Annotated in this window: 20 protein-coding genes, 1 tRNA gene and 1 pseudogene; 11 read left to right on the top strand and 11 right to left on the bottom strand. The window is 73.2% G+C overall.

Annotation, left to right across the window (positions count from 1 at the left end):
- Positions 1-40: 40 nt before the first annotated feature.
- Positions 41-766 carry a hypothetical protein gene (locus K7787_RS02745; RefSeq protein ID WP_223000379.1) on the bottom strand — a complete coding sequence of 242 codons (726 nt, stop codon included), beginning with the start codon at positions 764-766 and terminating at the stop codon, positions 41-43.
- A gap of 47 nt (positions 767-813) precedes the next feature.
- Here K7787_RS02745 and K7787_RS02740 point away from each other — a divergent pair, with 47 nt between their 5' ends.
- On the top strand, positions 814-1,002 hold the full coding sequence (locus tag K7787_RS02740; protein ID WP_027758838.1) for a DUF5703 family protein: 189 nt from the start codon (positions 814-816) through the stop codon (positions 1,000-1,002).
- A gap of 146 nt (positions 1,003-1,148) precedes the next feature.
- Here the strand turns inward: K7787_RS02740 and K7787_RS02735 are convergent, their stop codons facing one another.
- The 3 genes from K7787_RS02735 to K7787_RS02725 all read right to left on the bottom strand — a co-directional run bounded on the left by K7787_RS02735 (position 1,149) and on the right by K7787_RS02725 (position 3,943).
- Entirely contained in the window at positions 1,149-2,027 is an 879-nt protein-coding gene (locus K7787_RS02735) for a chaplin (RefSeq protein WP_223000378.1), read from the bottom strand.
- A gap of 192 nt (positions 2,028-2,219) precedes the next feature.
- The gene (gene chpH / locus K7787_RS02730) at positions 2,220-2,453 is read right to left on the bottom strand and encodes a chaplin ChpH (RefSeq protein ID WP_009187766.1); all 234 of its coding nucleotides are present in this window, start codon (positions 2,451-2,453) and stop codon (positions 2,220-2,222) included.
- Between the two features lie 164 nt (positions 2,454-2,617).
- Positions 2,618-3,943: a M20/M25/M40 family metallo-hydrolase gene (locus K7787_RS02725; protein WP_009187767.1), complete on the bottom strand. Its 1,326-nt coding sequence runs from the start codon at positions 3,941-3,943 to the stop codon at positions 2,618-2,620.
- A gap of 237 nt (positions 3,944-4,180) precedes the next feature.
- On the opposite strand from K7787_RS02725, the gene K7787_RS02720 reads away from it, so the two are divergent.
- Positions 4,181-4,268: transfer RNA gene (locus K7787_RS02720), tRNA-Leu, on the top strand.
- Between the two features lie 57 nt (positions 4,269-4,325).
- On the opposite strand, the gene K7787_RS02715 is transcribed toward K7787_RS02720, so the two are convergent.
- On the bottom strand, positions 4,326-5,618 hold the full coding sequence (locus K7787_RS02715) for a phosphoribosyltransferase family protein (RefSeq protein WP_223000377.1): 1,293 nt from the start codon (positions 5,616-5,618) through the stop codon (positions 4,326-4,328).
- A 10-nt stretch (positions 5,619-5,628) separates the two neighbouring features.
- Positions 5,629-5,940 carry a dsRBD fold-containing protein gene (locus K7787_RS02710; protein WP_009187769.1) on the bottom strand — a complete coding sequence of 104 codons (312 nt, stop codon included), beginning with the start codon at positions 5,938-5,940 and terminating at the stop codon, positions 5,629-5,631.
- Positions 5,941-6,069: 129 nt separating this feature from the next.
- Between K7787_RS02710 and K7787_RS02705 the strand changes: the two genes are divergently transcribed.
- Positions 6,070-6,444 carry a YchJ family protein gene (locus K7787_RS02705; RefSeq protein ID WP_199293761.1) on the top strand — a complete coding sequence of 125 codons (375 nt, stop codon included), beginning with the start codon at positions 6,070-6,072 and terminating at the stop codon, positions 6,442-6,444.
- 94 nt (positions 6,445-6,538) lie between these two features.
- On the opposite strand, the gene K7787_RS02700 is transcribed toward K7787_RS02705, so the two are convergent.
- Positions 6,539-7,240, bottom strand: a complete 702-nt coding sequence (locus tag K7787_RS02700; RefSeq protein ID WP_009187771.1) for a FadR/GntR family transcriptional regulator — start codon at positions 7,238-7,240, stop codon at positions 6,539-6,541.
- A 142-nt stretch (positions 7,241-7,382) separates the two neighbouring features.
- Between K7787_RS02700 and K7787_RS02695 the strand changes: the two genes are divergently transcribed.
- The 3 genes and pseudogenes from K7787_RS02695 to K7787_RS02685 all read left to right on the top strand — a co-directional run bounded on the left by K7787_RS02695 (position 7,383) and on the right by K7787_RS02685 (position 10,173).
- Complete coding sequence (locus K7787_RS02695) at positions 7,383-7,928, top strand: gluconokinase (protein ID WP_223000376.1); 546 nt, start codon at positions 7,383-7,385, stop codon at positions 7,926-7,928.
- A gap of 73 nt (positions 7,929-8,001) precedes the next feature.
- Positions 8,002-9,399: a GntP family permease gene (locus K7787_RS02690; RefSeq protein ID WP_223000375.1), complete on the top strand. Its 1,398-nt coding sequence runs from the start codon at positions 8,002-8,004 to the stop codon at positions 9,397-9,399.
- Between the two features lie 10 nt (positions 9,400-9,409).
- Positions 9,410-10,173 (top strand): annotated as a pseudogene (locus tag K7787_RS02685) (SDR family oxidoreductase).
- A gap of 21 nt (positions 10,174-10,194) precedes the next feature.
- Here K7787_RS02685 and K7787_RS02680 read toward each other — a convergent pair.
- The 4 genes from K7787_RS02680 to K7787_RS02665 form a co-directional block, all read right to left on the bottom strand.
- Positions 10,195-10,821, bottom strand: a complete 627-nt coding sequence (locus K7787_RS02680) for a cytochrome b/b6 domain-containing protein (protein ID WP_009187775.1) — start codon at positions 10,819-10,821, stop codon at positions 10,195-10,197.
- Positions 10,805-11,638: a molybdopterin-dependent oxidoreductase gene (locus tag K7787_RS02675; protein WP_223000374.1), complete on the bottom strand. Its 834-nt coding sequence runs from the start codon at positions 11,636-11,638 to the stop codon at positions 10,805-10,807. Before K7787_RS02675 ends, K7787_RS02680 begins: the two co-directional genes overlap by 17 nt.
- A gap of 161 nt (positions 11,639-11,799) precedes the next feature.
- Positions 11,800-13,347: an APC family permease gene (locus K7787_RS02670; RefSeq protein ID WP_223000373.1), complete on the bottom strand. Its 1,548-nt coding sequence runs from the start codon at positions 13,345-13,347 to the stop codon at positions 11,800-11,802.
- A 229-nt stretch (positions 13,348-13,576) separates the two neighbouring features.
- Positions 13,577-14,527: a hypothetical protein gene (locus tag K7787_RS02665; protein WP_223000372.1), complete on the bottom strand. Its 951-nt coding sequence runs from the start codon at positions 14,525-14,527 to the stop codon at positions 13,577-13,579.
- 686 nt (positions 14,528-15,213) lie between these two features.
- On the opposite strand from K7787_RS02665, the gene K7787_RS02660 reads away from it, so the two are divergent.
- From K7787_RS02660 to K7787_RS02640, 5 genes are all read left to right on the top strand, one after another.
- Complete coding sequence (locus K7787_RS02660; RefSeq protein WP_199293759.1) at positions 15,214-16,128, top strand: DMT family transporter; 915 nt, start codon at positions 15,214-15,216, stop codon at positions 16,126-16,128.
- 45 nt (positions 16,129-16,173) lie between these two features.
- On the top strand, positions 16,174-16,689 hold the full coding sequence (locus tag K7787_RS02655) for an NUDIX hydrolase (RefSeq protein WP_223000371.1): 516 nt from the start codon (positions 16,174-16,176) through the stop codon (positions 16,687-16,689).
- 88 nt (positions 16,690-16,777) lie between these two features.
- Positions 16,778-17,170, top strand: a complete 393-nt coding sequence (locus tag K7787_RS02650; protein WP_009187781.1) for a YidH family protein — start codon at positions 16,778-16,780, stop codon at positions 17,168-17,170.
- Between the two features lie 263 nt (positions 17,171-17,433).
- Entirely contained in the window at positions 17,434-17,718 is a 285-nt protein-coding gene (locus K7787_RS31540) for a DUF202 domain-containing protein (RefSeq protein ID WP_019986178.1), read from the top strand.
- Between the two features lie 136 nt (positions 17,719-17,854).
- Complete coding sequence (locus tag K7787_RS02640; RefSeq protein ID WP_223000369.1) at positions 17,855-18,889, top strand: phosphotransferase family protein; 1,035 nt, start codon at positions 17,855-17,857, stop codon at positions 18,887-18,889.
- The last annotated feature ends 5 nt before the right edge of the window (positions 18,890-18,894 follow it).

Here is an 18,894-nt window from a genome sequence, read left to right as displayed (position 1 = left end):
GGAGGCCGGGCGCGGCCGAGGAGCCGCGCCCGGAACGGTCCTAACGGTCCGTCGTGTCCAGCGGTTCGATGTCGTCGTCGTCCTCGGCGAGACCGGTGGTGACCAGGTCCTCGATGTCGTCCTCGTCCTCGTCGTCCTCGTCGTCCTCGTCGTCGAGGTCGTCGTCGAAGACCGTGCTGACGTCGAAGCGGCAGACCACCTGCTGCGGATCGACGTGCTCGAAGGGCGCCTCCAGCCACTCGCCGGGGTCGGCCGGTTCGTCCGAGGCCGTGACCCAGAGCGTGGAGTCGCCCTCCTCCAGGCCGAACTCCTTGTGCCGGGAGGCGATCTCGTCGGCCTCGAACTCGCCGAAGAGCGTGCCGAGCGCCCCGTGCACCGTCCCGGTGGCGCCCGCGCCGATGCCGGTGCCGGCCTCGACGTCCGCGGCCTCGATCCGCTGGGCCTGGGCCAGCAGCCGCTGGGGCTCGGCCACGGCGTAGTCGCGGCGGATCAGCACGCTGATCGCGTTCGGTTCCTCCGGCCCCGTGTACGGCGGCAGCGAGTCCTCACCGGGGATCTCGAAGGGGGTGACCTCGTCGTAGCGGTCGTAGAGCAGTTCGTCGTACACCTCCGCGGCCGCGGCAAGCTCGTTGAACGCCTCGTAGACGGCCGGGTCGTCCTCCCCCGACCTGCGTTCGACCGCGGCCAGGTGGCGGTCGAGCGCGGTCTTGACCGCCTCGGCGGCGGCACGTACCTCGGCAGCGGTGGGCTGCGCAGCATCAGACATAGTGCAGACGCTATCCGTACCGGGCCCCAGCCCGCACAATAGATGCGATGCCGGAATACGAATTTGTCGACGTGTACGTGCCGCGCGGGGTCTCCCGCAAGGAGACGACCCGTCTGCTGACCGACCACGCCGAGTACGGACACTGGGAGCTGTACCGCTTGAGCTTGCTGCGCGACGGCAGCCGCAGGGTGCGGCTGCGCCGGCGGATCATCCGCCAGGTGCGCGCCACGTGGTGAGCTGAGGGGCCGCAGCCGACGCCGCAGCGGGCTCCGCGTACACACGCGGAGCCCGCTCTGTCATGTCCACGGCCCTTTACGGCCGGTGTCCGGGCGACGGCCGGTGTCCGGGCGTCCGGCCCGCGAGACTCGGCCCGAGGGGCCCGTCAGACCTGGGTGGCCCGGGCCTTGCGGTACAGGACGACGCCGGCCAGCAGCGCGCCCGCGCCGACCGGCAGGGCGAGACCCATCGGCACCTCGCTGCCGGTGTGGGCGAGCTGCCCCCCGCTGCCCGGCGTGGTCACGGTCTGGGTGCCCGGGTGGTTGACGTGCACCGCACCGCCGGGCGTCTTGCCGCCCGTGCCGGGCGGAGTGGCCGGCGTGCCGGGGTGACCGGGAGTGCCCGGGTTGCCGGGGGTTCCGGGGTTGCCGGGCGTACCCGGGTTGCCGGGCGTACCCGGGTTGCCCGGCGTACCGGGGTTCCCAGGCGTCCCCGGGTTGCCCGGGTTTCCGGGGTTCCCCGGGTTACCAGGGTTGCCGGGGTTCCCCGGATTACCGGGGTTGCCCGGGTTGCCCGGCGGGTTGTGGTGGCCGCCGGAACCGCCGCCGTTGGCGCAGCCGTTGCCGAGCGCGGCGTTGCCGACGCCGACCACGTTGACGCTGTTGCCGCAGACGTTCACCGGGACGTCGACCGGCACCTGGACGTGGTTGCCGGAGCCGACGCCGGGCGAGTCGCTCGCGTGCCCGCCGGCGTGCGAGCCGCCGTGGCCGCTGCCGCCGTTCCCCCCGGACGAGTCACCGCCGCCCGGATTGGCGCACTTGTTGCCCGCCGCCGGGTTGAGCAGCCCCACGACGTTGACGGTGTTGCCGCAGACGTTCACCGGGATGTGCACCGGCACCTGGACCGTGTTGCCGGACAGCACGCCCGGCGAGCCGGACGAGAACCCGGACGCGCCCGCGTCGGCGTGCGCCGCGCCGCTCGCGGCGGCGATCACGCCGGTGGCCGCGGCCACGGTCATCAGGCCCTTGCGGGTGACCTGTCGCATGTACTGAATCCCTGCTTTCGACTTTTCGAATCTTCCGGAACGCGCGTTCGCGACGGAATCGGGAATTCGCCGTCGTGACCGCGCGGAAAAACCGGTCGGCCCCGGAGCGCATGGCGCGCGCTCTCGGGGCCGACGGGTTCAGACCCCCCACGGAGTCGATGAAGTCAGACCCTCACGGGGCGGTGCACAACGTCAGTGGTTGATGCAGGTGTTGCCGAAGGCGGGGTTCAGCAGCCCGATCACCGAGATCGTGTTGCCGCAGACGTTCACCGGCACGTGCACGGGCACCTGCACGACGTTGCCGGAGGCGACACCCGGGGAGTGCAGGGCGGCACCCTGGGCGCCGGAGTCGGCGGCGGCCATGCCGGCACCCGCGAGAACCAGTCCACCGGTGGCAACCGCAGCAGCGACGACCTTCTTGATCATTATTCCTCCTCGTTGGCAAAAGCGATCTCACCTTGCCGATCGCAATACCTGTAACGAGGCTGAACCATTGGAGCTACGAGCTTATCGTCGCATTCACCCTTCTCAGTCACTCTCGTACGCGCGCCCGAATATCCGGGCCGGAAAAGGCGCGCCGGAACGTCCCCTCAGGACGCGTCGATGAACCGGTCGAGCACCCGTACGCCGAACTTCAGGCCGTCCACCGGCACCCGCTCGTCCACGCCGTGGAACATGCCTGCGAAGTCCAGCTCCGGCGGCAGCTTCAGCGGGGCGAAACCGAAGCCGCGGATGCCGAGGTCGTCGAAGGACTTGGCGTCGGTGCCGCCGGAGAGCATGTACGGCACCGCCTTGGCGGCCGGGTCCTCGGCCAGCAGCGCGGACTGCATCGCGTCCACCAGGGCGCCGTCGAAGGTGGTCTCGACGGCCTTGTCCGAGTGCACGTCCTCGCGCTTGACCCGGGGGCCGAGGATCCGGTCCAGGTCGGCCAGGAACTCCTCCTCGAAGCCCGGCAGGAACCGCCCGTCCACGTGCGCCGTGGCCTCGCCCGGGATGACGTTGACCTTGTAGCCCGCGCCGAGCTGGGTCGGGTTGGCGGTGTTGCTGAGGGTCGCGCCGATGAGCTTGGCGATGCCGCCGAGCTTGGCGAGGGTGCCCTCCATGTTCTCCGGGTCCAGCTCGGTGCCGAGCGCGTCGCCCAGCTCGTCGAGGAAGGCCCGGGTGGTCTTGGTCACCCGCACCGGGAACTGGTGCCGGCCGAGGCGGGCGACGGCCTCCGACAGCTCGGTGATGGCGTTGTCGCGGTGGATCATGGAGCCGTGCCCGGCGGTGCCGGCCACGGTCAGCTTCATCCAGTGCATGCCCTTCTCGGCGGTCTGGATCAGATAGAGCCGCCGCTGCTCGCTGACCGTGAAGGAGAAGCCGCCGACCTCGCTGATCGCCTCGGTGACCCCGTCGAAGAGGTCGGGGTGGTGGTCGACCAGGTGGCGGGCGCCGTAGGTGCCGCCGGCCTCCTCGTCGGCGAGGAAGGCGAGCACGATGTCCCGCGGGGGCTTGCGGCCGCTGCGCAGCCGGTCGCGCACGACGGCCAGCGTCATCGCGTCCATGTCCTTCATGTCGACCGCGCCGCGGCCCCACACGCACCCGTCGGCGATCTCGCCGGAGAAGGGGTGATGGGTCCAGTCGTCGGCGTTGGCCGGCACGACGTCGGTGTGGCCGTGGATGAGCAGCGCGGGCCGGGACGGGTCCTCGCCCTCGATGCGGGCCACGGTGGAGGCGCGGCCGGGGTGCGACTCGAAGATCCTCGGCTCCAGCCCCACCTCGGCGAGCTTCTCGGCGACGTACTCGGCGGCCTTGCGCTCGCCGGGACCGGAGTGGTCGCCGTAGTTGCTGGTGTCGATCTGGATCAGCTCGCTGCAGAGGTCCACGACCTCGTCCTCGCCGGTGACGCCCCTGGCGGTGTCCGTCTCGCTCACGCTGCTTCCTCCCGCTGTGTGCTGGTGGTCCACCTCGAGTACCGCTCGAGTACCGGTGGTCCACTCATCCTCTCCCCCATCCGCCCGTGGCCCCAAGACAGGGCCCGGCCCGATACACCGCGTTCACATCGGGCGACGGCGCGGGCACGGCGCACCGGGGTGATCGGGCCGGCTCGAAAGCCTGGTAATGTTTCCTTCGTCGCCGCGAGGGGAAAGCCCACGCGCGACAGACACCTTGTCCGGGTGGCGGAATGGCAGACGCGCTAGCTTGAGGTGCTAGTGCCCTTTATCGGGCGTGGGGGTTCAAGTCCCCCCTCGGACACCATTGCGAAAGCGGCGCCGACTCAGTCGGCGCCGCTTTCGTGTGTCATCCCTTGTGTCCTCATACGTGTGCCGGGCTCATGTGGTCCGTGAACCAGTCGCGGGCCAGGTCCGTGACCGCTTCCAGGGTGCCGGGCTCTTCGAAGAGGTGGGTGGCGCCGGGGATGGTCGTGAGGTGGTTTTCGCAGGTCAGGTGGGTCTGGGCCTCGCGGTTGAGGTCGAGGACCGTGTGGTCGGCGCCGCCGACGATCAGCAGGGTGGGCGCGGTCACCGAGGACAGTGCGGGGCCGGTCAGGTCGGGGCGGCCGCCGCGGGAGACCACGGCGGCGATCCGCGCGCCGGGTGCGGCGGCGGCGCGCAGGGCCGCCGCCGCACCGGTGCTGGCGCCGAAGTAGCCGACGGGCAGGTTCCCGGCTTCGGGCAGGGTGCGCAGGCGGTCGGTGACGGCGGCCAGGCGGGCCGCCAGCAGGCCGATGTCGAACACCTTGGTCCGGTCGCCCGCCTCCTCCTCGGTGAGCAGGTCGAACAGGAGCGTGCCGAGGCCGGCGCGGCCCAGGCCGGCGGCGACGAAGCGGTTGCGCGGGCTGTGCCGTCCGCTGCCGCTGCCGTGGGCGAAGACGACGACGCCCGGCGCGTCGGCGGGCACCGTCAGTCGTCCGGTCAGACGGGCCGCGTCGATGTCCAGTGCGATCTCCCGGTCGACCTCCGGGCGGGCCCCGCCCGCCCGCGCCCGGCGCAGACAGGCCACCACGTCGTCGTCGTCGAGCTGGGTGAAGTCGTCGTAGAACTGGCCGACCGCGAAGAAGCCGGCCGGGGTCTCCAGGCTGATCAGTTCGTCGGCCTCACCGGCCAGCCGCGCCGTCCAGTCCGGGGGCGCCACCGGCACCGCCAGCACGGTCCGGGCGGCGCCCCGGGCGCGTACCGTGCGGCAGGCGGCCCGGGCCGTCGAGCCGGTGGCCACCCCGTCGTCCACCAGCACCACGGTCCGCCCGGCGACGGCGACCGGCGGGCGCTCGCCGCGGTAGCGGACGGCGCGCCGGTCCAGTTCGCGGCGCTCGCGTTCCTCGACCCGGGCCAGGACGTGGTCCGGCACCCCGGCCCGGCCGGCCACGGCCCCGTCGATCACGCGCACCCCGTCCTCGCCGATGGCCCCCATGGCCAGCTCGGGCTGGGAGGGGACGCCGAGCTTGCGCACCAGGCACAGGTCGAGGGGTGCGCCGAGGACCGCCGCGACCTCGGCTGCGACCGGCACGCCGCCGCGGGGCAGTCCGAGCACCACCGCGTCCTGTCCGCTCAGGTGCGCCAGCCGGTCGCCGAGTCGCCTGCCCGCCTCCGGGCGGTCCCTGAAGAGCACGGCCGCCGCCTCACTCGCGGGGCGACCAGAGCGGGACGGGCGGTGTCGCCTCGGGCGCTCCGACCGCCTCGATGTCGCCTGCGGCGGCGCGCAGCAGGTCGCGGCCGAGGGCGATGAGGGCGCGTCCGGCGGCGAGTTCGTCGCCGATCTCGGGGACCGCGGGGTCGTAGGGGTTGCGGCGGGCCTCGGCGCAGCTCTCCAGGACGTTGTCGCCGGTGTCCAGGACGATCCGGGCCGTGGTGTCCGGGTCGTGTTCGGACAGGTAGAGGTTCAGCCGCCACTCCCTGACGGACGGGGGCCGGCTGTCGGCGGGTCGCGTCATCGTCCGTCCCTCCTCAGCTGTGGTCGCCGGTTCGCTCGTCGTCCCCTTCCACTGTGCCCCCGCCGGGCGAGGGCGGCACCACGGCGGCCGGTGGCGGGCGGCTGCGGGGGCGCGGGCAGAATGAGGGCCATGACCACGCGTTCCTGCCCGTGCGGGCTGCCCGAGCCGTACGAGAAGTGCTGCGGCCGTTTCCACTCGGGGGCCGCCGAGGCGCCGACCGCCGAGGCGCTGATGCGGTCGCGGTACTGCGCCTTCGTGCGCGGGGACGCGGCGTATCTGCTGCGCACCTGGCATCCGCGGACCCGGCCGGCGCGGCTGGACCTGGACCCGGGGATGCGCTGGACGGGGCTGGAGATCCTCGGGACGACGGGCGGCACCGCCTTCCACACCACCGGGACCGTGACGTTCCGCGCCTCCTACCGGGGCGGCGCGCTGCAGGAGCACAGCCGGTTCGAGCGGGTGGACGGGGCGTGGGTGTACGTCGACGGGGACTTTCCCGAGTAGCGCCGGGCAGCCCCGGCTGAGGGGCCTCCCCCCGGGGTGAAGGGCTACCCCCCGGGTGAAGGGCTGCCGCCGGCTGAAGGGCTCCCCCCGTGCGCTACGGCGCCAGGATGTCCAGTTCCTGGAGTGCGCCGACCGTGATCTCGCGGGTGAGCTGTTCGGCGCGTTCGGCGTCGCCGGCGCGGACCGCCTCGGCGACCCGGACGTGCAGGGTGACGGCGGCCGGGTCGGGGTCCTCGAACATGACCTCGTGCTGAGTGCGTCCGGTCAGCACCTCCGCGACGACGTCGCCGAGGCGGGCGAACATCTCGTTGCCCGAGGCGCACAGGATCACCCGGTGGAAGGCGACGTCGTGCAGGAGGTACCGGTCCAGGCGGTGGCCGCGTGAGTTGGCCACCATGCCGAGGGCGCACTCGGTGAGTTCCGAGCACTGCTCGGGCGTGGCGTGCCGGGCGGCGAGGCCGGCCGCGACGGGTTCGACCGCCGAGCGCAGCACGGTCAGGGAGCGCAGTTGCCGGGCGCGGTCGGCGCCGGCGAGGCGCCAGCGGATGACCTGCGGATCGTAGACGTTCCACTCGTCCGCGGGGAGCACCGTGACGCCGACGCGGCGGCGGGACGCGACCAGGTGCATGGACTCCAGCACGCGGACCGCCTCGCGCATCACGGAGCGCGACACGTCGAAACTCTGCGCGAGTTCGTCGGTGCGCAGCACGCTGCCCGGAGGGTACTCGCCGGCGGTGATGGCGGGGCCGAGGGCGTCCAGGACGCGGCCGTGCAGCCCCCGGCCCGGTGTGGTCATGGACTCAGCGTACGGGGTGGATCACGCGATGAAAAAGTCAGACTTATATGTCACAGACTCTTGAATTCGTCGTACCTAATAGGTTTCAGTGTGGCGACGCCGGATGTCGGCGTCGCATGTCGAGGAAGACAGCGAGGCAGTGATGCGCACCCCCCACGTCGTCGTGGTGATGGGCGTCGCCGGCACGGGCAAGACCACGATCGGTCCCCTGCTCGCCGACCGGCTCGGCGTCCCGTACGCCGAGGGCGACGACTTCCATCCGCAGGCCAACATCGACAAGATGTCGGCCGGGACGCCGCTCGACGACGAGGACCGGTGGCCGTGGCTGGACGCCATCGGCGCCTGGGCCCACGGGCGGGCCGGACTCGGCGGGGTGGTGAGCAGCTCGGCGCTGAAGCGGTCGTACCGCGACCGGCTCCGGGCCGCGGCTCCGGACGTCGTGTTCGTCCATCTGACGGGCGACCGGAAGCTCATCGAGGACCGCATGGGGCACCGTCAGGGCCACTTCATGCCGACCGCCCTGCTGGACTCCCAGTTCGCCACGCTTCAGCCGCTCCAAGCGGACGAGCGCGGTGTGGCGGTGGACGTGGCCGGCTCTCCCGAGGAGATCACCGCGCGCGCCGTCGCCGCCCTGGACGACCTCGACGCCGCCACGCCGCCGGCCGGGGCCGAACCGTCCCCCCGGTGACGCCCCTCCCCCACGGCCGGCGGCCGCGGCACACCTGAACCCCACCCCTCTTCACCCCCAAGGGATCACCCCCGTGACCAGACTCAGCGTCGAGATGCTGGCAGCGGACGCGCCCTCGCCGATCACCTCGGCCGGACACGCTCAGCTGGGCATCGCCGTCCTGGCGGGCATCGCCGTCATCGTCCTGCTCATCACCAAGTTCAAGCTGCACGCCTTCCTGTCGCTGACCATCGGGTCGCTGGTGCTCGGCGCGGTCGCCGGGGCGCCCCTGGACAAGGCGATCACCAGCTTCACCACCGGCCTGGGATCGACGGTCGCCGGCGTCGGCGTCTTGATCGCGCTGGGCGCCGTCCTCGGCAAGCTGCTCGCCGACTCGGGCGGCGCGGACCAGGTCGTGGACACGATCCTGGCGAAGGCCGGAGGCCGGGCCATGCCGTGGGCGATGGTGCTGATCGCCTCGGTGATCGGTCTGCCGCTGTTCTTCGAGGTCGGCATCGTGCTGCTGATCCCGGTGGTGCTGATGGTGGCCAAGCGCGGCAACTACTCCCTGATGCGCATCGGCATACCCGCGCTGGCGGGTCTGTCCGTGATGCACGGTCTGATCCCGCCGCACCCCGGCCCGCTGGTCGCGATCGACGCGCTCAAGGCCAACCTGGGCGTGACGCTGGCGCTGGGCATCGTCGTGGCGATCCCCTCGGTGATCATCGCCGGTCCGCTGTTCTCCAAGGTCGCGGCCCGCTGGGTGGACGTGCCCGCCCCGGACCGGATGCTCCCGCAGCGCGCCTCCGAGCAGCTGGAGCGCCGCCCGAGCTTCGCCGCCGCGCTGTCCACGGTGCTGCTGCCGGTGGTGCTGATGCTGGCGAAGGCGCTCGTCGACATCGTCGTGGACGACCCGGCGGACACCACGCAGCGCGTGTTCGACGTGATCGGCTCCCCGCTGATCGCGCTGCTGGCCGCGGTGATCGTGGGCATCTTCACGCTGGGCCGGCCGGCCGGGTTCAGCAAGGAGCGGATCAACTCCACCGTCGAGAAGGGCCTGATGCCCATCGCGGGCATCATGCTCATCGTGGGCGCGGGCGGCGGCTTCAAGCAGACGCTGATCGACTGCGGCGTGGGCCAGATGATCCTGGACATCTCCAAGGACTGGTCGATCCCGGCGGTGCTGCTGGCCTGGCTGATCGCGGTGGTGATCCGGCTCGCGACCGGTTCGGCGACCGTGGCGACCGTCTCGGCGGCCGGTCTGATCGCCCCGCTGGCGGCCGACATGTCGACCACCCACACCGCCCTGCTGGTCCTCGCGATCGGCGCCGGCTCGCTGTTCTTCAGCCACGTCAACGACGCCGGTTTCTGGCTGGTGAAGGAGTACTTCGGGCTGGACGTCGGGCAGACGATCAAGACCTGGTCGCTCATGGAGACGATCCTGTCCGTGGTGGCCGGGGCCCTGGTCCTCGCCCTCTCCCTGATCCTGTAGGGGCACGGCGATGACGGCTCACCCCCTCTTCGACATCGCCGGCCGCACGGCCCTGGTCACCGGCTCCTCGCGGGGCATCGGACTGGCCCTGGCCCGCGGTCTGGCCCAGGCCGGCTGCACGGTCGTCCTCAACGGCCGCGACGCGGACACGCTGGCCGGGGCCGCCGCCGCGCTGCCCGGCGACCGGGTGCACACGGCCGCGTTCGACGTGACCGACGGCGCCTCGGTGGCCGCGGGCGTCGCGGACGTCGAGGAGCGGGTGGGCCCGCTCGACATCCTGGTGAACAACGCGGGCATGCAACTGCGCGCGCCCCTGCTGGAGTTCACCGAGGCCGACTGGCACCGCGTCCTGGACACCAATCTCACCAGCGCCTTCCTGGTCGGGCGGGAGGCGGCCCGGCGGATGACCGCACGCGGCCACGGCAAGATCGTCAACATCTGCTCGCTGCAGAGCGAGGTGGTCCGCCCCGGCATCGCGCCCTACGCGGCGGCCAAGGGCGCGCTGAAGATGCTCACCAAGGGCATGTGCGCCGACTGGGGCCCCACGGGGTGCAGGTCAACGGGCTCGGCCCCGGCTACATCGAGACCGAGCTGACCCGGCCGCTGGTCGAGGACGAGGAGTTCGGCTCCTGGGTGCGCGGGCGTACCCCGGCCGGGCGGTGGGGGCGTACCGAGGACCTGGTGGGCGGGCTGCTGTTCCTCGTCTCGCCGGCCGCGGACTTCGTCTCCGGGCAGGTGCTGTACGTCGACGGCGGCATGACGAGCGTGCTGTAGTCGCCCCCGCGTCCCCAGGGTTTACGGCCGCCACAGCGGGTGTTCGCGCTCCGCCCACCGACGGCTGACCAGCCCGGTGCGCAGGCCGCGCCGGGCCTCCGGGTCGCCGAGGGCCATGCCGATGTGGCCGGCCAGCACGACGCCGACGGTCAGGGCCAGCCAGTCGTGCACGAAGGTCGCGCCGGTGCGCCAGGTCAGCGGGGCGAGCCGGGTGAACCACATCAGCAGCCCGGTGCCGAGCATCACGAGCGCGGCCCCGGCGATCCAGGCGGCGTAGACCTTCTGGCCCGCGTTGAACTTTCCGGCCGGGCGCGCCGAGCGGCGCTTGTCGCGGCGCAGCGCGGCCCGCAGCCACACCTTGTCGTGCGGGCCGAACCGGTCCAGCAGCCGCAGGTCGGCGCGGAAGGCGCGGGAGGCCAGCCCCAGCAGGACGGGCGCCGGCAGGGCTAGCCCGGCCCACTCGTGGAGGCGGACGACCAGGTCGCGGCGGCCGACGAGGACGGCGAGCTGGGGGACGTAGAGGCAGGCCGCCGTCACCACGCACACCCCCATCAGCGCGGCCGTGGCGCGGTGCACCCACCGCTGGGCGGGGCCGAAGCGGCGGACGGCGGCGTCGGGCGGCGCAAAGGTGTCAGCTCGTGGGGTCATCGCCGCGTCCGTTCGAACGGCCGACCCAGGCGTCGACGTCGTAGCCGCGCTCCTCCCAGTAGCCGGGCCTCACCTCGTCGGTGACGGTGATGCCGGAGAGCCACTTGGCGGACTTGTAGAAGTACATGGGGGCGACGTAGAGGCGGACCGGGCCGCCGTGGTCGTGGCCGATGTCCTGGTCCCGCATGCGCAGTGCGACCAGCACGTCGGGGCGGCGGGCCTGGGCGAGGGTGAGGCTCTCGGTGTAGGCGCCGTCGAAGCAGGTGAAGCGGACCGCCTTCGCCGAGGGGCGCACTCCGGCCGCGTCCAGCAGCCGGGACAGGCGGACGCCTTCGAAGGGCGTGCGGGGCACCCGCCAGCCGGTGACGCACTGCACGTCGCGCACGGTGCGGGTCTGCGGCAGGGCTCTGAGGCCGGCCAGCGTGTACGTCGTCGGGCGGTCCACCAGGCCGTCGACGGTGAGGCGGTAGTCGGCGGCGTCGCGGTGCGGCACGGAGGCGGTGACGGAGTAGTAGCGGAAGCCGCCGCCGTTGGGGAGCAGTCCGGTCAGGCCCGTGGGGTCGCGGCCGGAGGCGGCGCCGAGGAAGTCCTCAAGGCCGCGTTGCAGGGTGGGCGCGGCGGCCACGCCGAGGGCGCCGAGTCCGAGGGTGGCGAGGAAGACACGGCGGCCGACGGGGCGGCCGGACTCCTCCGGGGGGCCTTGCTCCTCGGCGGGTCCGGAGCCCTGGGGCGGTCCGGAGCCCTCGGACGGTTCGGGGCCCTCGGGCGGTCCCGGGGGTCCGGGTGGTCCCGGGTGTCCGGGCGGTTCGGAATGCACGTCTCCATTCGAGCACCCGCGCCCCGGGCGGGGCCAGGGAACGCGGGTCCTCGTCAGACTTCCGTCATCTTTTCCGGCTTCCGTCGCCCTCTCGGGAGCCGCCGGGGAGCCGTCGGGGAGCCGCTGAGAAGCCGCCCGGGGGACCGCCGGGGGACGCACTGCTACGGCTGCGGTTCGGCCGCCTTGTCCAGCTGGAACGCCTCGTTGCCGAGCCCGATGCGGGCGTGCGCCTCGGGCCTGCGCCTGCGCAGTACGGCGCCCTGGACCAGGCCGACGACGACGGCGAGGCCGATGACGCCGGGCAGGACGCGGCTGAGCGCCGAGCCGGGGCCGGTGCCGACCAGGACGTCGAAGTCCTTGACCGTGTAGACGGCGATCACCAGCAGGGCGAGGCCGGCCAGGGCGGAGGTGACCAGCCGCCAGGACTGCGCCGCCGCGGCCCCGCGCCGTACGAAGAAGACGATCACCGACAGGGAGGCCGCCGCCATCAGCAGGATCACGCCGAGCGCGCCGATGTTGCCGCCCCAGGTGAACAGGTGCAGCACGGGCGCGGTGGGGTCCCCGGTCGGCTTGTCGTCGGCCACGGCGAAGGTGATCACGACGACCAGCGAGAAGACGGTCTGCGAGAGCGATCCCGTGGCGGGCGCGCCGCTGGCGCTGGAGGTACGGCCGAACGCCGCGGGCAGCAGGCCCTCGCGGCCCATGGCGAAGGCGTAGCGCGCCACCACGTTGTGGAAGCTGAGCATGGCCGCGAACATGCCGGTGACGAACAGGACGTGCAGGACGTCCGTGAAGGTGCCGCCGAGCCGGGACTCGGTGAGCGTGAACAGCAGCCCGGCGCTCTCCTTGCGCGCGGTGCCCACGATCGCGGACGGGCCGGTGGCCACGGTCAGCGCCCAGCTGCTGACGGCGAAGAAGACGGCGACGCCGGCCACCGCCAGGAACATCACGCGCGGGACGAGGAGGTGCGGGCGGCTGGTCTCCTCCGCGTACACCGGGGCCTGCTCGAAGCCGAGGAAGGCCGCGATGCAGAAGCACAGCGCGGTGCCGATCCCGGCGCCGGAGAGGGTGTCGGGGTTGAAGGCGTGCAGGGACAGGCCCTCCTTGGCGGGGTCGCCGATCGCGGCCACGTCGAAGACGACCACCAGGATCACCTCGATCACCAGCAGGACGCCGAGCACGCGCGCGTTGACGTCGATCTTCAGCCAGCCGAGCGCGCCGACGGCGGCGACCGCCACCAGCGCGGGGATCCACCAGGCCACGGTGACGTCGGCGTAGGTGTCGAAGAGGTTGGAGACCTCGAAGCCGAAGATGCCGTAGATGCCGACCTGGAGCGCGTTGTACGCCACCAGCGCGACGAGTGCGGCGCTCGCCCCGGCGGTGCCGCCGAGGCCGCGGGAGATGTACGCGTAGAAGGCGCCCGCGTTGTGGACGTGGCGGCTCATCTCGGCGTAGCCGACGCTGAAGAGGATCAGGACCACGCCGAGGACCACGAAGAGCAGGGGCTGTCCGACGATGCCCATCACCGCGAACGTGGTGGGCATCACGCCGGCGACCACCATCAGCGGGGCGGTCGCGGCCAGCACGGACAGGAGCAGGCCGCCCGTGCCGAGGCGGTCGGCGCGCAGCGCCCGCTCCTGTCCCTTGAAGGTGCTGATGCCGTCGCCGCCGGCGGTGGGTCTGCTCGTGCTCGAACTGCCCGTCGTCATCGGGGGACCGTCCTTTCGGGCCTCGGGAGGCTTGCGGGGGTGGCTCGTGTTCGGTTGCGGACTTGCGGACTTGCGGCTTGCTCTGTGTGCGGGCCTGCTCTTCGGTGCGGTGGTGCTGCCGTGCTGTGTGCGGTGGTGCTGTGTGCGGTGGTGCGGGCTTGATCTTCGGTGCGGTCGTGCTGTGTGCGGGCTTGCGGTCGTGCGTGGGGGCCGGCGCCGGGCCGGTGGGCTAGGCGGTGCCCAGGGCGCTCGCGCGGGCGGTGCGGAAGGCGGTGTACGGGTCGCGGTCGGGGTACGACCACGGCGCCGGGGTGGCGTGCTCGCCGATGCGGAGGAAGAGCGCGGCGGCCTCGGCCGCGCGGCCCTCGCAGTGCTTGGCGTGCGCGAGGTAGTTCAGGTCGATCATGTGCCGCGGGTGGCCCTCCTGGCCCCACTCCAGCCACCAGTCGAAGGCGGACTTCATCACCTGCCGGGCCCGGCGGCCCGCCCAGTGGCCGGAGGCCGCCGGGTCGGCACTCGCGAGGCCGGCGGTGGCCAGGACGCGGTAGCGCTCGGCGTGCGCGACCACGGGCAGGATGGCGAGCGGGGAGTCGGCGGGGGCCTGCTCGGCGGCCCAGTTGGCGAAGTCGTAGACCTCGTGCAGCGGGTCCGGGCCGGCCTCGGCGTGGCGCTCGGCGAGCGCGGCCACCATCACATGGTGGGCGTGGTGGTGGTCGGCGTGGCGCAGCCGTACCTCGTCGAAGAGGCGGACCACGTCGGCCTCTTCGCCCAGGGCGCGCTCCAGCAGGAGCAGCCCGAGCCACGGGGTGGGGTCGGCGGGCGCGAGGGCGGCCGCCGCCCGGCAGGTCTCGCGGGCGTTCTCGGGCTTCTCCTCGCCGCGCAGGGCGCGCCGGACCAGCGCCATGCCGAGCAGGACGGAGGCGTCGGCGGACTCGGGTTCGGCCAGCAGCCAGTCGCGGGCCCAGGCCGCGGTGTGCGGCGGTTCGGCCAGGACGGCGACGCGGTGGCCGCGCCGGTCCCAGTCGTCGCCGGTGGCGGCCAGCAGGGTGCGTACGGCCTGCCATCGCCCCTGGGCCAACGCGGCCCGGGCGGTGACGAGTTCGGCGTCGTCGAGAGCGGCGTCGAAGGCCTGGGCCGCACGCTTGCGGCCGCGGCCGAGGGGAGGCGGGGGTGGGGGCACCGCGGGACTTCCTCTACGCGCTCTTCGTTGGTGCTGTGTTCGTGTGGTGTCCGTGCTGCGCACGCCGGTCCTCGTACGGGTTCCGCGGGCGGGTCGGGTCGGCGCCGCCCCGTCCGGTCCGCTCGCCGCGGCCCGCCCTTCGGTCACCGGCCGACCGTCGGCTGATCACGGACAGCAAACCCTCAGCCAACACTCGGCGTCAAGGGCCGCCGGTGCGTTACACGCGTCAACTGGCGTGACATGGCGGGTACTTGTGGGGCCCTCGCGCCGCGTCGGCGCGGGGAACGACGCGCCGCAGGAACGGCCGCCGGTCCGGGGCCGGAGGCGCGGACGGGACGCGGGCGACGCCTCGCGTCGGGCGCCCGGCCCTGTCGGCGCCGGAGGCACCGCACCCCGGAGTCGGCGGCGTCCCGCCCCGGAGCGATGGCGCATCACCGCCGGGTGCGACGGTCTCCCACTACGGCCCGTCCGGCCCCTCCCGTCAAGTCCCCGCGCACACTTCACTCGTGTGGCGTACGCCATGGCGTGGCGCCGCCGGGAGTCCCACCATGACCGTACGGCCGGGACATCGCCCTGACGCAGAGGGCGTCGTGACGGAGTCGGCTGCCCGGATCCGGGTACTCACAGCGGCAAACAGTGCTTTGGGACGCTAAAGTCGGCCATTACGCACCCCGTGGCCCGGCCGGATGATCGAGGTACGCAGCGTGTCGGTTCTGGTTCTGACTCTCGCCGTGAGCGCCGCCTGTTGCCTGGGCTTCGGATTCGTGCTCCAGCAGAACGCCGCACAGCGGGCGCCACTGAGCGACTTCCTCTCGCCCCGGCTGCTGCTCGACCTGGTGAAGGTGCCCCGCTGGCTCGGCGGTCTCGGACTGATGGTCGTCGGCATGGTGCTGGGCGCCGTGGCGCTCGGCCGGGGCGAGATCTCCCTGGTGGAACCGCTGCTGGCGACGAACCTGCTGTTCGCCCTGGCCCTGTCGCAGAGACAGACCCGGCAGCCGCTGGGCCGCCAGGGCTGGCTGGGGCTGGCGCTGCTGGCGGGCGGGGTGACGGCGTTCATCCTCGGCGGCCAGCCCCGGGCCGGTACCGCGGTCACCGACCCGCTGCGGCACTGGCTGATCATCGGGACGATGGTGGGGGTGGCGCTGGTGCTGACCACCTACGCCAAGCGGTCCCGGCTGAGCTGGGGCCCGGTGCTGCTGGCGGTGGCGGCCGGGCTGCTGTACGGCGTGCAGGACGCGCTGACCCGGGTGAGCGGGCAGCGGTTCTCGGCGGGCGGCTGGGCGGAGCTGTTCACCAGCTGGCAGCCGTACGGGCTGTTCGCCATCGGCGTCACCGGGCTGATCCTGGTGCAGAGCGCCTTCGAGACGGCCCCGCTGCGGATGTCGCTGCCCGCGCTGACGGCGGCCGAGCCGCTGGCCGGGATCGCCTGCGGGGTGGGCTTCCTCGGCGACCGGCTGCGCACCGACGTGGCCGCGCTGACGTGGGAGGCGGCGGGTCTCGCGGCGATCGTCGCCGGCATCGTGCTGCTGGGGCTGCACCCGGCGATGCCCTGCGGCGCCTCGCCCACGGAACGCGACGAGCACAAGCTCCAGCCCCGCTGAGACCTCCGGCCGCCCGCGGCGGGGGGCGGCTGGTTGGATGGGGGCATGAGCGCTGCGGACGAGATCCTCGACCTGGTCGACGAGAACGACCACATCATCGGACAGGCCCCGCGCGGCGAGGTCTACGCCCGCGGGCTGCGGCACCGCTGCGTCTTCATCGAGGTCAGGGACGCCGAGGACCGGCTCTTCGTGCACCGCCGTACCGCGACCAAGCTTGCCTTCCCCTCCCTGCACGACATGTTCGTGGGCGGGGTCGTCGGGGCCGGCGAGAGCTACGACGACGCGGCGCTGCGCGAGGCCGAGGAGGAGCTGGGGGTGAGCGGGCTGGCCCGCCCCGAGTTCCTGTTCAAGTTCCTCTACGAGCACGTGGACGGCTCCGGCTGGTGGTCGTCGGTGTACCAGGTCCGCTGCGAGCTGCCGGTCCGGCCGCAGGTGGAGGAGGTCGCCTGGCACGACTTCCTGCCGGCCGACGAGGTGGAGCGCCGGCTGCACGCGTGGGAGTGGACGCCGGACAGCCTGGCCGCGTACGAGCGGCTGAAGGCGTACCGGTCGATGCGGTGAGGCGGCGCACGTACGCGGTGGAGCGGCGCATGTACGCGGTGAGGCGGCGCACGGGCCGGTGCCGCGCCCGCATGGGTAAGGTCCTGGCGTGATCGACTTCGTACGGAACGTCCGCCTGTGGTTCGCCCCCGAGGAGGTGCGGGAGGAGGGCCGTACGCCGGACTACCGCTTCTCGCTGGCGAACGAGCGGACCTTCCTCGCCTGGCTGCGGACCGCGCTCGCCCTGATCGGCGGCGGGTTCGCGGTGGACCAGTTCCTGCCGCACCTGCGCTGGGAGTGGCGGGTCGGTCTCGCCCTGGCGCTGCTCGCCGCGGGGGTGCTGTGCTCCCTGCGGGCGATCAACCACTGGGTGCGGTGCGAACGGGCGATGCGGCGCGGGGAGGACCTGCCGGCGTCGCGGTTCCCGGCGCTGCTGAGCGTCGTCGTCGCGGTGGTCGCCGTGGTGATGGTCGCGGTCGTCCTCACCGGCCGGGCAGGATGAACGGCGACGGTCCGGACGGCGCGGGGAGGGGCGCCGAGCACGACGACACGGGGGCAGGTGCCGGGCGAGGCGGCGCAGGAGCGAGCGCCGGGCCGGACGGCGGGCGCAGAGGCTCGGGAGCGGGCGCCGGTCCGGGCGGTGGGCGTGGAGGCTCGGGGACGGGCACCGGGCCGGGCGGCTCAGCGGAAGGCAGCGGGCGGGGCGGCTCGGGAGGCGGCGGGCGGGGCGGCTCGGGAGGGGCGGCCGGGGGGCGGGATCCCGGGTTGCAGCCCGAGCGGACGCGGCTGGCCTGGCGGCGTACGACGCTGTCCGGGACGGTGGCCGCCGTGCTGGCCGTGCGGGCGACCCTGCACGGCGGGGCCACGGCCGGGAGCCTCGTCGTGTGCGCCGTGTGCTGTCTGCTCTGGCTCGGCTTCCTGCTGCTCGCCCAGTTCCGCATCCGCCGCCTCGACCAGCCGACCCCGCCCGCGCTCACCCCACGGCTCGCCGCGGCGGCGGTGCTGGCCACGGCCGCGCTGGCGGTGTGCGCGGCGGCGCTGGTGGTCTGAAAGCCGCGCCTCGGCCTGAAAGCCACGCCCCGGGAAGGTGGCGCCGGTCACGTTCGGGGCGGGCACTGGACGGCATACCGACCGGTCGGCATCATGGACGGGTCCCGTTCGCTTCGGATCAGCCCCAGGAGCAATGATGAGCCCCGACCACCCGCCCGGACTCGATCTCGACCGGCTGCGCGGCCTGCTCGACCGGGAGCGGCCCGGCCTGGTGCAGGGCCCCCTGACCGGCCGGCTGATCGAGGGCGGACGCTCGAACCTGACGTACGCCGTCTCCGACGGCACCGCCCGGTGGGTGGTGCGGCGGCCTCCGCTCGGCCATGTGCTGGCCACCGCGCACGACATGAAGCGCGAGCACCGGGTGATCAGCGCGCTGCACCCGACGGACGTGCCGGTGCCGCGCCCGGTGCTGCTGTGCGAGGACGAGGAGGTGCTCGGCGCGCCCTTCTACGTCATGGAGTTCGTGGAGGGCACCCCGTACCGCACCGCCGACCAGCTCGTACCGCTGGGTGCACAGCGCACCCGCGACGCGGTGCTGTCGCTGGTGGACACGCTCGTCCAGCTGCACGCGGTGGACCCCGCCGAGGTGGGCCTCGCCGACTTCGGGCGGCCCGAGGGGTTCCTGGACCGGCAGCTGCGCCGCTGGGGCAAGCAGCTGGACGCCTCCCGCAACCGCGACCTGCCCGGCATCGACGAGCTGCACTCCGCCCTCGGCCGCGCCCTGCCCGAATCCCCCGCGCCCACCGTCGTGCACGGCGACTACCGCCTGGACAACGTGCTGATCGGCGCGGACGACCGGATCAAGGCGATCCTCGACTGGGAGATGTCCACGCTCGGCGACCCGCTCACCGACCTGGGTCTGCTGGTGATGTACTGCACCCCGCTCGGCCTGCCGAAGTCGCCGGTGTCCACCACCGCCGAGGCGCCCGGGCACCCCTCCCCCGCCGAGCTGATCGAGCGGTACGCCGCGCGCTCGGGGCGCGACGTCTCGTCGGTGGCCTGGTACACGGCGTTCGCCTGGTTCAAGCTCGCCGTGATCCTGGAGGGCATCCACTACCGCTACACGCTCGGCCAGACGGTCGGCGGCGGCTTCGACCGCATCGGCGATCTCGTCCCCGTCTTCATCCAGCACGGCCTGACCACGCTTCACGAGGGCCTCCAGGAGGGCTGATCCAC

This window comes from Streptomyces sennicomposti, from assembly GCF_019890635.1.
Classification (GTDB): Bacteria; Actinomycetota; Actinomycetes; order Streptomycetales; family Streptomycetaceae; genus Streptomyces; species Streptomyces sennicomposti.
The sequence above is the reverse complement of the archived record's forward strand: the minus strand, read 5'-3'. Positions and strand labels throughout refer to the sequence as shown.

What these genes read in the sequence shown, in the direction of transcription:
- K7787_RS02745 (WP_223000379.1), bottom strand. Translation starts at nt 766, where the DNA reads ATGTCTGATGCTGCGCAGCCCACCGCTGCCGAGGTACGTGCCGCCGCC.
- K7787_RS02740 (WP_027758838.1), top strand. Translation starts at nt 814, where the DNA reads ATGCCGGAATACGAATTTGTCGACGTGTACGTGCCGCGCGGGGTCTCC.
- K7787_RS02735 (WP_223000378.1), bottom strand. Translation starts at nt 2,027, where the DNA reads ATGCGACAGGTCACCCGCAAGGGCCTGATGACCGTGGCCGCGGCCACC.
- chpH (WP_009187766.1), bottom strand. Translation starts at nt 2,453, where the DNA reads ATGATCAAGAAGGTCGTCGCTGCTGCGGTTGCCACCGGTGGACTGGTT.
- K7787_RS02710 (WP_009187769.1), bottom strand. Translation starts at nt 5,940, where the DNA reads ATGACGCGACCCGCCGACAGCCGGCCCCCGTCCGTCAGGGAGTGGCGG.
- K7787_RS02705 (WP_199293761.1), top strand. Translation starts at nt 6,070, where the DNA reads ATGACCACGCGTTCCTGCCCGTGCGGGCTGCCCGAGCCGTACGAGAAG.
- K7787_RS02700 (WP_009187771.1), bottom strand. Translation starts at nt 7,240, where the DNA reads ATGACCACACCGGGCCGGGGGCTGCACGGCCGCGTCCTGGACGCCCTC.
- K7787_RS02695 (WP_223000376.1), top strand. Translation starts at nt 7,383, where the DNA reads ATGCGCACCCCCCACGTCGTCGTGGTGATGGGCGTCGCCGGCACGGGC.
- K7787_RS02680 (WP_009187775.1), bottom strand. Translation starts at nt 10,821, where the DNA reads ATGACCCCACGAGCTGACACCTTTGCGCCGCCCGACGCCGCCGTCCGC.
- K7787_RS02670 (WP_223000373.1), bottom strand. Translation starts at nt 13,347, where the DNA reads ATGACGACGGGCAGTTCGAGCACGAGCAGACCCACCGCCGGCGGCGAC.
- K7787_RS02660 (WP_199293759.1), top strand. Translation starts at nt 15,214, where the DNA reads ATGATCGAGGTACGCAGCGTGTCGGTTCTGGTTCTGACTCTCGCCGTG.
- K7787_RS02655 (WP_223000371.1), top strand. Translation starts at nt 16,174, where the DNA reads ATGAGCGCTGCGGACGAGATCCTCGACCTGGTCGACGAGAACGACCAC.
- K7787_RS02640 (WP_223000369.1), top strand. Translation starts at nt 17,855, where the DNA reads ATGAGCCCCGACCACCCGCCCGGACTCGATCTCGACCGGCTGCGCGGC.